The sequence below is a fragment of the Candidatus Eisenbacteria bacterium genome, from assembly GCA_026388185.1.
Lineage (GTDB): Bacteria > Eisenbacteria > RBG-16-71-46 > JAFGJU01 > JAFGJU01 > JAPLKG01.
Genome location: JAPLKG010000017.1, coordinates 56,990 through 69,942, shown reverse-complemented (window position 1 = coordinate 69,942; position 12,953 = coordinate 56,990). Strand labels below are relative to the sequence as shown.

Sequence of the window (12,953 nt, the reverse complement as noted above, 5' to 3'; positions counted from 1 at the left end):
TCAAGATTTCCCGGGAATGTCCCCGTCTCCCAAAGCCGCAACGAGGGAAGCAAGAGCGATTGAAGCCTTCTTGTTCTCTCTCGTGTCCGTCCTCGAAACAAGGCTTACCGGAAGTCTCGCACCTACCACGACTCCGGCGAAGATGGCCCCGGCGAGCACAATCAAGGACTTGGCGACGATGTTGCATTCTTCTATCGCGTTGACCAGAATGGCGTCCACGTCGCCACTCACGGGGCTTTTCATGCCGTAGCGACCTGCTATTCTTTCCGAGAGCGCGCAATCGAGGCTCATGGGACCGTCAACTGTCGCCCCCAGCATTTCTCCGGTCGTGAACATGCTCACCAATTTCGAGTTCTCGGCATGAGCGTCCGGAGTGAGGGTGGCAGAGATCGGCGTGCCGAGAAGCGCGATCTTCGGATGATCGATACACAGAGCCGCCGCGACGCTCAGGTAGTTTCTGAGGATGCCTTTCTTCTGCTCGAAGTCGGGTCTCACGACCACTCCGCCGTCGGTGAAGCTCAGTAGTTTGTGATATCCCGGCACGTCCAGCACCGCAACGTGGCTTAACGTGTCTGAACGGCGCAGGTTGAATTCCTTGGAAAGCACGGCCTTCATGATGACGGAGCTGCTGACAAACCCCTTCATTATGATCTCTGCTTCGCCGGCGTCTGCAAAAGCAACCGCTTGCCTGGCCGCCTCGCCGGGGTCGGGAACATGATAGATGTGGAATCTGGAAGCATCGAGGGAAAGCTCTCTGCAAATCGCGAGAATCTTCTCTCTGTCCCCGAAAAGATGTGGCTCCGCGATTCCTTCTTCGAGGGCCTCGTTGAGTGCGTCCAGCACATCTGGGTCCTGGGCGGCGGCAACCGCTATTCTGTGCCGCCTTCCCGTGCCGGCCAGTGCGCGGGCTCTCTCGATGAGGTCGGAGGCTCTGCGAATCGGTGACGCGGACGCGCTTCGAGTTGATTCTCTCATCCCTTTATCTTTCTTTCCCAGTGCATGTGTTGACCAGGCAGACCGCGTGGGGAGCTTTTCCCGCCGGCGTTCGGCGCTCGTTGACTTCGCCCGGTCTCAGTATTCCTTCGCTTTCTCTTTTCCTTCCATCACTCTGAAGGCTCCCTGAGCGAGGGCCTCCATTTCTTTCTCTCCGGGGAAGACGTAGACCGGGCCGAGAAATTTCACGTAATCAGTGATGCTGTCCGTGAGTTCCTTGGAGTGCGACATGCCCCCCGTGAGTATGATCCCGTCCACCCTGCCCTTGAGGGCAGCAGCCATTGCTCCGATTTCCTTTGCAATCTGATAGATCATTGCCCCGAAGATGAGCCCGGCCCTCTCGTCGCCTGAAGCTATGCGTGCTAGAACTTCCTCGACGTCCGCGGTTCCCAAGTATGCCTTGAGTCCACTCTCCTTCGAGAAGACATTGATGAGTTCTTTCTCGGTGAACTTTCCCGAAAAACACAGTCTTACCAACGGGCCGATCGGAAGACTGCCCGCCCTGTTCGGAGTGAAGGGTCCCTGGCCCAGAAGGGCGTTGTTGAGATCTGTAAGCTTCCCGCCCCTGACGGCACAGACAGAGATTCCCCCTCCCATGTGCGCGACGACGAAATTGAGCTCGGACGGAGGTTTTCCTATCCTGGCCGCGGCCGCGATCGTCGTCGAACGAATGTTCAGCGCGTGGGAGAGGCTCTTCCTTTCTATGAGTGGGTGACCCGAGATTCTCGCCTCGGGTATCAAGTCGTCCACGGTGACAGGATCCACGATGAATCCCGGCACATTGAATTGCTTCGCGAACCTATCCGCGATAATTGCGCCCAGATTGCTGACGTGGTTGGCATACTTGCACGAGCGGAGCTCTTCGAGCATCAGCGGAGAGATCTTATATGTTCCTTCTTCCAGGGGGCGAAGTGGACCGCCCCTTCCCACGACCGCGACCACCTTGACGGAGTCGGAGAGGTTTTCGGAGATGCATTTTGATATGACGTCCCAGCGCAGGTCGAACTGCTCGGTGACCAGGTCAAACTTGGCGAGCTCGGCGGCGTCGTGCTTTACCGTGCTCTCAAAAACAGGACCGTCCTTCGAATAGATCGCGACCTTGGTGGAAGTGGAGCCAGGGTTGATGACAAGCAGAACTTCCTTCCTGACTGGAGAACTCACGCTGTCCGGAAAACTCATTAGAAACCTCCTCCGCCGATAAAGGCACGTCTTGAGACAGAAAGAAACTAGCAAAAACTCGCGCTCCGGGCAATGCCTAACACTGAGTAGGGGCCACATCTGTGGCAAGGACGCGGCATTGACGCTTCATGGACCTGGTGCTACGATAGCCCGACAGGGAAGGGCAGAGGCCGAAGCATACCTGGGGCCCGGCCCTTTCTCGCAACAACCTCGTGCCTGTCATCGTAGTTTCGATTGAGAATAAGCAGGTTCCAGGGTTAGGCAGGACCAATGGTACTCTCAACAATTTTCTTCTTGCTCGGGGCTCTCATCTTTCTCCTCGGTGTTCTGATATTCAGGGAAGCCCCGCGTCAAAAGGTCAACCTCGTCGTGTCAATGATGCTCTTCTTTGCAGGTTTCGGAGCAGTTCTTGGCGCGTCCGGCCTTCTTGCGGAGAGACAATCGCTCGACAGCAGGGCGTATGCGTATTTTGTGCACACGTTTGCCTATCTCTGGGAGTTCTTCTTTCCCTGCCTGCTTCTATTTGCTCTGCTCTACCCGAGAGAGAACAGGCTTCTTGCGAGAATGCCGAGCATCGGACTCATCATTTTCATACCCCACACGTTTCACTTTTTCTTTGCACTCGTAAGCTCACAAGCGGGAGGTCAGCTGGAGTTCGCCTCCGTTGGCGTCAGAATTCCGTATTCTCGCCCTCTCCTGGAGCTAGTTGCTCTATTCTGGAAGCTCATTTATCGCTGGCACACGAGCCTTTTCTCTTTCGTCAACCTGGCATTTGCGGCCTCTTCCATATCGCTGCTGTGGCGCGGGTTTGTGCGGGCAAAAACCGTCACGCTGAGACAGCAGGTTCTCGTCGTATTCTCCGGCATTGCGGTGTGCCTGGGGCTCTACGGTGTCGCGGTCCTCATTCCGGAGACTTTCGGCAAAGCCGTTCCCCTGGCCCTGAGATCGACACTCATGGTGCTCTCTCTCACCATAGGAAGTTCCGCCATCGCCTATTCGGTCGTCCGGTACAAGTTTCTTGACGTGAGACTCATCGCCAGGCGAAGCGTGCTCTACGGTATCGTCTCCGCAGTTTTTATCGGAGCATACCTCACAATAATCCAGCAGCTGGACAGAGCCCTGAGGGGATTTACGGGCACTGACACGGCCGTGTTTGAGACCGTGTTCCTCGTGCTTGCGCTTATCATGTTTCAGCCCATCATCGGAAGGCTCGAGACTTACCTGGAAGAATACCTTATGAGGCATCGGAGCGATTATAGAAACGTGCTACGCCGCCTGAGCAGGGACATAGTGACCGTCCTGGACACCGACGAGCTTTCGAGACGGCTTCTGGATTCCTTGAGAGAAGCGCTCATGGCGAACTGTGGCATGTTGGCCGTAGTCGACAAGAAGACACAGACTCTCAGGTTGGTTGATTCATTCGGGATCGACAAGATGTCCCTGGAGAAAGAGCCTCCTGCGACAATTCTGACGGACATAGCTTCGCAGACAACACTGTTGTCAAGAGACGAGGCTCTTGCTCTGTTCACGGGTGAGAAAGAGCGAGAGATGATGCAGCAGTACCTGGCCGCGGCGTCGGCATCGTGGGTGATGCCTCTGGTGCACCACCAAGACATCATGGGCGTTCTCACCCTCGGCGAGAAGGTTCTTCCGACTCGCTTTCATTCTGAAGACAGACAGCTTCTCGAAACCCTCGGGAGCCAGCTCTCGGTTGCTCTCAAGAATTCTTTTCTCTACAAGGAGACCCTCGGCAAGAAGCTCATGGAAGAGGAGCTTCTCTTCGCGAGGAAGATTCAATCGGCGTTCTTGCCCAGGGAATTTCCCGTTTTGGAGAGACTGGAGATCTACGGGAAGAACGTACCGAGCAGATTCGTGGGAGGTGACTACTTCGACTTTATCGAAGCCGGCGACGGCACTTGTTTGATAGTCATTGCCGACGTTGCCGGCAAAGGCGTGGCGGCTGCTCTTCTGACGTCGATGCTACAGGCTTCGCTCAGGACCCAGATCATGGAAGCAAAGCCAGTCAAGCAGGTAGTCATGACGCTCAATTCGCTGATAGCGGAGATGACCGGACCCGAACAATTTGCGACATTGTTCCTGGGAGAGATCGATACGAGGAAGATGACGCTCAAATACTGCAACGCAGGCCACTGCTATCCCATCCTGGTGGGGGGAGACGGAGGGGCGAAGCTTCTGAGCAAGGGGGACCTGGTGCTTGGCGTCCTGAGAGAGGCTTCCTACAACGAGCATACAGTGAAGCTCTCGCCGGGAGAGATCCTCGTGCTCTACACCGACGGAGTCACGGAGGCCTCCGGAGCCGGGAGAGAGGAGTTCGGAGAGGAGCGTCTCATGAAGCTCCTGAGCAACGTTCCTTCCTCCCTCAGCGCTAAGGAAATTGTGACACAGGTCGAGAAAACGGTGCTCGACTTCATCGGTAGTAACGACGTTTCCGACGACATGACCATACTCGCCCTCAGGATGCGGGAATGATGTCGTGGGGATGATGGCGCGAGAATGAGAGCGTAAGGGTAATTGTGAGTCTTCTCGAAGAGCCGCGCGAGAGAATAGCAGATCTAATAAGACAGTCCGCCGTATATGGAGTAGGCGCCCTCGCGACTCAACTGGCGGGCGTTTTTCTTCTCCCGATTCTCGCAAGAGTCCTCACGCCTGCCGAGTACGGGATAGTGTTCCTTGCCGAAATGCTCGGGCTCTTGATGTTTGCCGTCATTGAGCTGGGACTCACCTCGGCGTTCTTCAGGTTTTATGGAGAGGAAAGGGAAGAAGCGGCCCGGCGGTCGCTGATCTATTCCATCTTCAATTTCCTCCTCTTGGAGTGCCTCGCCGTCACACTCGTGTGCGTTCTCTTTTCCGGGAGACTCTCGAGCATTGTGTTCGGGACGTCTGCCTGGAGGAGCGCGTTTCTCATCGTGTGCGTCACCAACCTTCTCACGATTCTCTCCAGAATGCCCCTCGACTTGCTGAGGATGAATCGCAGGGCGGCGCTCTTTGTATTCATCTCCTGCTGCAGGCTTGCGGCCACTTTTCTGACTTCCCTCTACCTCGTCGTGTACGCACGGCGAGGCGTGATGGGAGTGCTTGAGGGCACGCTCGTCGGAACGGCAGTGGGATTCGTCATGCTTGCGCCCGTCATTCTTAGACGCTGGAAGCCTACAATGGAGCTTCCGATCTTGAAGAAGGCCCTCAGGTTTGGCGCCTTTCTGGTGCCCGGCGGTTTGGCCCTCTGGGCCCTGAATCAGTCGGACAGGTATTTGTTAAGGCAATTCGGTGATCTCACGATGGTGGCAGTATACGGCGTGGGTTTCAAGTTTGCGTCGGCGGTGAATCTGTTTCTCGTGACCCCATTTCTCACCGCCTGGTCGCCTTTCATGTTCAGGGTCTCCACTCAGGAAAACGCAAAACAGCTCTACTCGAGGACGCTCACATATTTCGCGCTCTTGAGCGTAGGCATCCTTGTGCTTCTCTCGGCCACGATAGGAGACATCATACGGTTTGTCGCAGGAGCCTCGTACGCGGATGCGGCACCTGTCGTTCCCTTTGTCGCGATGGGCTTTGTTCTGTACGGCGTGGCAAGCGTGGTCGTGGTAGGCATATATCTTCGCGAAAGAACGTATCACGTGTCGCTGGCAATGATCTGCGGGGCGATCGTCAAGATCACGCTCAGCGTGCTCGTGATTCCCTACATGGGCGTTCTCGGAGTGGCTCTTGCCACCGTGGCTGCCTTCGGCGTCGTTGTGACGTATTTCTTGCTCGTGTTGAGAAGGCTTTTTCCCGTGGCCTACGAGCTCATCAGGATTCTGAAAATCGTGCTCGCCGGTCTCGTCTCTTATCTGTGCCTTGCGATCATACCCCTGACCGGTTTGGGGGCCGTTGGCGTGAAGACGGCTGGATCGCTCGTTTTTCTCCTTCTTCTCTGGCTCTTGCGTTTTCCGTCTCAGGACGAGAAGCAGAAAATCCGGGTCGCCCTGGGAAGGATCGTTAGGTTCCCGTAATCTCCTTGACTTTTCTCCTCGTGCGGCTGTACGATATTGCTGGAGCCTGTGGTCCCTAGCAGACTTGAGGTTTTGTGCGGAAGGGGGGTGTTTTACGTCTGTGAGGGCTTTTTGGCGAATCTCTGCCGGGGTTCTGGGCGAGGGGAAGACGCTCACGATGAAACCGGGTAAATTCCTTTCCTCGGCCCTGGGTGTGCTTCTGTTTGTCTCGCTGACCTCGAGCACTCACGCCTCTTGGCAATCCGACAGGCGTCTCACTTTTGACCCCGGTAGATCCGGTCTCTCGACAGGCAACGCACACTGTGTCGCGGCTGACAGCCTCGGAAATATCCACGTCGTCTGGCACGACGACGAGCCGGGAAACTACGAGATTGAATACGTCATGTTCGACTCGCTCTCCGCGTGGCCTCCTCAGCCGCGAAGGCTCACGACCAACTCCGGAATTTCACGCGACCCGTCCCTTGTAGTCATGCCGGATACCAGCGTGTTCGTGGTTTGGATTGATGATTCGGACGGATCCGCTTTCTCCGTCAGTTTCGCCAGATTCTATCCCCACGCAGATGCTCTTCTTGATTCGGGTCTTGTGAGCACGGGAACGCTCGCGTGTTCGAGCCCCTGCGTTGCACTCGCCGGTGATAGCTCGGTCCACGTCACCTGGACCCAGAGCAATGGTCAGGCATCCGACGTTTTCTACAGAGAGTGGAAGAACGGCTGGATCGGTGACCCGCTCGATCTCGTCTCCGGTTCCGGGACGTGTGCGAGTGCCTCGGTGGCTTCAGACGACCTCGGCAATGTTCACGTGGTGTGGGCCAACAACGTCCTCGGCAACTACGAGATTTACCACACGACATATGCACCCGGCTCCGGCTGGAGCAGTGTCTTCCAAGTCAGCACGGGCGGTCAGCTGGCGTGGAGCCCCTCGGTTGGTGCCGACGCAGATGGAGATGCCTACGTCGTGTGGTCTGACAAGAGAAACGGCAACTTTGAGATATACTTCCGGCGCTATCTGAACGGGATCGGTTGGGGAGACGAGAAGCGACTCAGCTATAATCCTGGCATCTCGTCGAATCCGTCCGTGACTGTAGACCGCGAGGGAAGCCTGCACATCGTGTGGGAGGACTTCAGAAACGGCAACGACGAGATCTACTATCGCAGGGTCAGCAGCTCCGAGGGGCCCGGTTGGGATCCCGTCGAGACAAGGCTGACGAGCGACGCTTCAACCTCGTGGAATCCCTCCGTGGTCGCGGACCGCTCGGGCAACGTGCACGTGGTCTGGGCCGACAACAGGGATCTGAATTTTGAGATCTACTACAAGCTGGGCATACAGCCCGTGCTCGTGGGAATGGAGCTTCTTGCTCTCGATGCCGAGTGTACCGCCGAGGGCATATTGGTGAGTTGGGTAATGGACTCCCAAGGCAGCATCGCATTCTTTGACATATACAGAGAAGACGATACCGGAAGTTTGCTCACAAAAATCACTCAAGAGTCTTTGTTCGGGGAGGAGAAGTTTCTGGACACTCACGTGAGCGCAGGCGTCACGTATCAGTATTTTCTCGGGATCCTGGAAGGTGATGAGCAGGTTCTTTACGGGCCGGTCAGCATTCGGTATCTTCCTCCTTCCGCGGCGACCTCACCGCGCCTGGCAGTCTGGCCCAATCCTTCGAGGGGAGCGATCAGCGTGACCTTCGCTGCGGAGAAGGACAAGACCCCCTTCAGGCTTGTCCTTGTGGACGTGACCGGAAGGACGGTGGGGGAGATGGCCTCGGGATCGGCTTCCGTCGGAGTCACCAGCCTTCCGTGGGATCCTGTCAAGACTTCCGGTTTGTCGATAAGTCCGGGAGTCTACTTTGTGACGCTCGAGATGGGCGGTAAGCGTTTTGAGAAGAAGGTTGTGTTCCTCAACTAGATTCTACGTTCAAGGAGAGCGGCGCGTGAGTCGAGAACGTCTGATGCTGGGCGGGCGGCCGTGGCCGAGAAAATTGTGCGCTCTGGTCCTGATGGTCTTTGCGGCGCTTGCAGGTCTGGCTTCTTCGTCTGTCTGCATGCCGATCAGGCCTGACCTACTCGATCGCCTCGAGAAGGAGGGAAGGCTCGGAGATTTCGTCGAGGCGCAACTACCGGTCGAAAACGATGCCTACGAGCGAGGTCTTAACGTGCCCTCGTCGCGTTCGCCCTTCCCGAACGGCACGCTGCCGATCAATGGGACGTCCACCCTCAACTTGAGGGCAGTAGTCATACTCGTCGATTTTGAAGACAATCCTGCTGACACGGTGAATTATCCTCCATCCTATTACGACAGACTCCTTTTTAGCATTGGCGAGCGCCCCACGGGAAGTTTGCGCGAGTATTTTCTCGAGAACTCAGACGGCAAGCTGAACGTGACCGGAGCCGCCACCCGTTGGCTGAGAATGCCGCATCCATACAGCTACTACGTGGCCGGCAAGAGGGGGATCGGTACCTATCCGTACAACGCCCAGAAGCTGACGGAGGATGCCGTGGTTGCCGCCGACTGGGAAGTCAACTTTTCGAACTTTGACAATGACGGGCCGGACGGCGTACCGGACTCGGGTGACGACGACGGCTACGTCGACGCCCTTTTCATCGTTCATGCGGGGCCCGGGTACGAGACGACGCTCGACACGACGAACATTCACTCACACACGTGGGTGGTCTTGTTTGAGCAGATCGTGGACGGAATAATGGTATGGCCTTACACGATGCTGGCCGAGGACAGCAGAACCGGAGTCTTCTGTCACGAGTTTGCTCACATTCTTGGCATTCCTGACTTGTACGACAGAGACTACAGCTCGCGGGGGCTCGGCAGTTGGTCTCTGATGGCCTTCGGGGGATGGAACGGCCTCGGAATGCGACCGGGACATCTCGACGCCTGGAGCAAGATAAAGGCCGGGTTCACAACTCCCGTGATTCCAGCAACCAACATCGAGGAAGCTTCATTTCCGCCGGTCGAGCGGGAATCAGCGATCTACAAGCTGTGGAACGGCGGAACCGGTGACAGAGAGTATTTCCTGCTCGAGAGAAGGGAGAAGATCGGTTTTGACGAGTATCTGCCGGGGCACGGTCTCCTGATTTACCACGTGGACGAGGACGTGGGCAGTAATGACAACGCCTTCCGCTACAAGGTGGCACTAGAGCAGGCCGATGGACTGTGGCACCTCGAGAACAACGCCAATCTTGGAGACGACGGGGATCCCTACCCCGGGAGTCTACTGAAGTCCATTTTCGGCTACGAGACCACTCCGGGAAGTCTGGGATACGGTGGGGTAGACTCACGCGTGAGAGTCTTCGACATCGCTCAGGCCGAGAGTCTGCTCACTGCAGGCATCTGGGTGGAGATGGGGCCGGAGGTGAGTGTCAGTAGTTTCGTCGTCAAGGACAGCCTCGGCAACAACGACGGCAACCCGGACCCGGGTGAGACCGTCTCGCTCAAGCTCTATTTGAAGAACTCGGGGAGCGACGCTACGGGCGTAACCGGCATCCTGGTGCCGCGCTCCTCTTGCGTAACGATGGGAAGCTCTTCCGCTGCTTTCGGGACGATACATCCCAATTCCGAGCGCTGGTCGTATCCGCCATTCACTTTCACGGTCTCCGACACGCTCTCAGCGGATCCTTTCGGGGCCTGGTTCGACATCAGTGTCTGGTCAGACTCAGGATTCTTCACTCAGGACAGCATACTGGTGGGAGTCGGCAATGTCTTTGGATTCAAAGATGACATGGAACATCCCGTCGGATGGGTGCACTATGCCGCCAGAGTAGGCTGGCATGACGAGTGGCACCTTAGTGCGGACAGAGCCTTTGACGGAGTCTATAGTTGGGCCTGCGCGAACGCTGATTCGGGAGTTTACTCTCCGCGAACCGACGCCGCTCTCGTCACTCCGGTGATGCTCGTAGGGAGCGAGCCACGGCTCCGTTTCTATCACTGGATTGATGCTTCCGTTGATGCGGATGGGGCCCTGGCCGGGGGATTTGTAGAAATTTCTTCCAACGGCTCGCCCTGGACCCGGCTCGTTCCCATCGGCGGATACCCTTATGAACTCAAGGCCATTGAAGAGTTTCCTTACGCAGACAGAGGTGTTTTCTCCGGCAACGAGGCGCAGTGGGAAAGAGCTGAATTCAATCTCTCTTCCTACATCAACTCGGCAATACAGTTGAGATTCAGGTTTCTCAGTAGTTCCGATTCCACCGTGGCCCGCGGGTGGTATATCGACTCGCTGGCGGTGGTGACCACATCCACCCCGATCTGGATCAGTTCACTTGTTGCCTCCGAGGTCGCCGGCTGTGTGTTGCTCTCCTGGAACGCGGACAGCGAATTGCGAAGCCTTCCATTTTCTGTCTGGAGGTCGCCGGGCCCTGACGGCACGGAGGGAATGTGCAAGATCAGCAGTGAGCCGGTGTTCGCGGGCGACTACTATGACTTTAGGGATTGTGATGTCGATCCCGGGGTCGAATACAAGTACTGGGTGGGCGTGGAGGGGAGCTCTTCCCTCGTGTATGGTCCCGTGATGATCCAGACCTCGACCAGAGGCTCCGGTTCTGCCAGATTGGAACTCGTTTCGACCAACCCCGTGACTGATCGCCTCAAACTGCGAGCGTGGACTCCCGGTGGGTCTGCGGGCGATCACATTTCGATTAGACTATTCGACACCGCAGGTCGTTTTGTCAGGAACCTGTACGATGGGCCTGGCGCCTCGGGGGCTGCCGGCTCAGAGCCTATCAGCCTGGAGTGGGATACCAAGGATTACTCTGGAAAGCATGTGGGCTCTGGGGTATACTTCTTGAGACTAGAGTGGCCGACCGGGGCTGTAGTCAGGAAAGTCCTGGTGTTGAGAGCTTCAGGTGGGTACTAGCTCGAACGAACGGAAGGGATTGAAGATGGCCTACAAGATTACGGAAGAGTGCATTTCTTGCGGCGCGTGCGAACCCGAATGCCCCGCAGCCGCAATCAGCGAAGGCGAGAATATCTACGAAATCGACCCGGAAAAGTGCACTGACTGCGGCAATTGTGCGGAAGTTTGCCCCGTGGACGCATGCGTTCCCGCTGGGGAGTAATATCAAGCCCCGCGTGGAGCCAGACAGACCACTCTTGCCTCGTCCGACGTTGTGAGAACGAACCTGAGACAGCCTGAGTTTGGGCCGATGTGGCCCTTTGGTGCGAAATGCAAACGCAATTGGGGCCGTTGTGGCGAGAAGGGGAACGGAATGAGCGGAGCCTTGACACTGCCGGCCAAGGGAGAAAGCTCTTTCTTTTCCTTTCGTCGTTTTCCCTCGTGCTGATAGTGGCTCTCCTCTGGCTTTTGTTCTTTCTGTTGGAACCCCGTTTCTCGGCCTTGGGTGAAAGAGCTCTCTTCGGTTTGTCTTTGTCCATAAAGCTTGGGGGCGTCGCGGCAGTCATCTTGACCGTCTCAGAGTTCTCTTCGGCAAGCACCGGCTTGCGACTTCTCCCTCGTTCCCTCGGACAACTGTGGGTCGTATGTTTTCTTCTGCCTCTCTCCGAAAGGCTGGGGACCATATGCGGCATCTCGTCCGACAAGGTCATAGCTTCGTTTCTTGAATTCAACAATGCGCTCGTGAAGGCCGAAACAAGCGACAAGGTAAGAAGTCGCGTGCTTCTGCTTCTGCCTCAGTGTCTCCAGAACTCCGCTTGCTCCATAATGCTGAGTGGTGACATCCGGAATTGTGCCGAATGCGGTTCCTGCTCGGTGTGTGAGCTGAAACTACTTCTTCCCAAGTACGGTTTTGAAACCCGCATAGTGGGTGGGGGCAGTCTTGCCCGGAAGATGGTCGACGAATTTCGTCCTGACGGAGTCGTGGGCGTAGCATGTGAGAGGGAGCTGGTGGCGGCATTGAGAGAGATTAGAAAGGTTCCCGTGATTGCAGTCTCCAATTGGAGGCCGGAGGGCCCGTGCAGGAATACCAAGGTTATCGTCGACAAGGTGGACGCCGCACTTTGGATTCTCTTGAAGCGTTCGAGCTCACAGTGTAGTATGCAGTGAAAATCGGATGATCTGAGACACAGCGAGTTGAGAGGAAGGAGGTGGAGCGATTGAAGGAACAGGTCGAGGCGGCCTTGACCAAGATAAGACCGGGTCTTCTCATGGACGGCGGTGACATCGAACTCGTCGGCGTAGAAGACGGGGTTGTCAAGGTGAGACTGAAGGGCGCCTGCGCGGGGTGCCCGGCATCAACGATGACTCTCAGATTGAGCGTGGAAGAGACTCTGAAGCGAGAAGTCCCCGGAGTGACACGCGTTGTCGCTGTCCCTTAGCTTCGCCCGCGGAAATGGGCGACACTGCTGTCTGCACAGATTCTTGCGTGAAGGGGGTGTTGGGCATGCCCGTTTGCGAGATTAGCGTCATCCCAGTTGGGACCGGAAGCTCCAGCATAAGCGAGTATGTGGCAGAGGCCCACCGGGTCATCAGAAAGAGTGGTCTCAAGTCACGGCTCGGTCCGATGTGCACGTCGGTGGAGGGCGATCTCGACAGGATTCTTGCCTTGGCCAAGGAAATACACGAGGCGTGCTTTCGCAAAGGTGCGAACAGGGTCCTCACGAGTCTGAAGATCGACGATCGAAGGGACAAGCCGCTCACTATGGATGGAAAGATCAGCTCGGTTGAGATCAAGCTGAAGTCCGGCGGGTGAGCCCCACCCATGTTGAGGCGGATCATGTTTTCTGTTTTTCTTTCTGGCGCTGCTCTTCTTGTCTTGTTTTCGTGCCAGCCGGAAGATGAGAAAAAGGGTCAGGACAATGGCGAA

The 12,953-nt window shown here is 56.6% G+C and carries 10 protein-coding genes; 8 read left to right on the top strand and 2 right to left on the bottom strand.

Annotation, left to right across the window (positions count from 1 at the left end):
• Positions 1-975, bottom strand: a complete 975-nt coding sequence (locus NTX17_09405) for a phosphate acyltransferase (GenBank protein MCX5801587.1) — start codon at positions 973-975, stop codon at positions 1-3.
• A gap of 96 nt (positions 976-1,071) precedes the next feature.
• Positions 1,072-2,172, bottom strand: coding sequence for a butyrate kinase (gene buk, locus NTX17_09400; protein MCX5801586.1), 1,101 nt, complete (start codon positions 2,170-2,172; stop codon positions 1,072-1,074).
• A 270-nt stretch (positions 2,173-2,442) separates the two neighbouring features.
• Between buk and NTX17_09395 the strand changes: the two genes are divergently transcribed.
• The 8 genes from NTX17_09395 to NTX17_09360 all read left to right on the top strand — a co-directional run bounded on the left by NTX17_09395 (position 2,443) and on the right by NTX17_09360 (position 12,839).
• The gene (locus tag NTX17_09395) at positions 2,443-4,662 is read left to right on the top strand and encodes a SpoIIE family protein phosphatase (GenBank protein ID MCX5801585.1); all 2,220 of its coding nucleotides are present in this window, start codon (positions 2,443-2,445) and stop codon (positions 4,660-4,662) included.
• Positions 4,663-4,706: 44 nt separating this feature from the next.
• Positions 4,707-6,182, top strand: coding sequence for an oligosaccharide flippase family protein (locus NTX17_09390; GenBank protein ID MCX5801584.1), 1,476 nt, complete (start codon positions 4,707-4,709; stop codon positions 6,180-6,182).
• A gap of 157 nt (positions 6,183-6,339) precedes the next feature.
• Positions 6,340-8,088, top strand: coding sequence for a T9SS type A sorting domain-containing protein (locus NTX17_09385; GenBank protein ID MCX5801583.1), 1,749 nt, complete (start codon positions 6,340-6,342; stop codon positions 8,086-8,088).
• 25 nt (positions 8,089-8,113) lie between these two features.
• Positions 8,114-11,047, top strand: coding sequence for a M6 family metalloprotease domain-containing protein (locus NTX17_09380; GenBank protein MCX5801582.1), 2,934 nt, complete (start codon positions 8,114-8,116; stop codon positions 11,045-11,047).
• A 25-nt stretch (positions 11,048-11,072) separates the two neighbouring features.
• Entirely contained in the window at positions 11,073-11,249 is a 177-nt protein-coding gene (locus NTX17_09375; protein ID MCX5801581.1) for a 4Fe-4S binding protein, read from the top strand.
• Between the two features lie 107 nt (positions 11,250-11,356).
• Complete coding sequence (locus NTX17_09370) at positions 11,357-12,193, top strand: DUF116 domain-containing protein (protein MCX5801580.1); 837 nt, start codon at positions 11,357-11,359, stop codon at positions 12,191-12,193.
• A gap of 50 nt (positions 12,194-12,243) precedes the next feature.
• Positions 12,244-12,465 carry a NifU family protein gene (locus tag NTX17_09365; protein ID MCX5801579.1) on the top strand — a complete coding sequence of 74 codons (222 nt, stop codon included), beginning with the start codon at positions 12,244-12,246 and terminating at the stop codon, positions 12,463-12,465.
• 65 nt (positions 12,466-12,530) lie between these two features.
• On the top strand, positions 12,531-12,839 hold the full coding sequence (locus tag NTX17_09360) for an MTH1187 family thiamine-binding protein (protein ID MCX5801578.1): 309 nt from the start codon (positions 12,531-12,533) through the stop codon (positions 12,837-12,839).
• Positions 12,840-12,953: the final 114 nt, after the last annotated feature.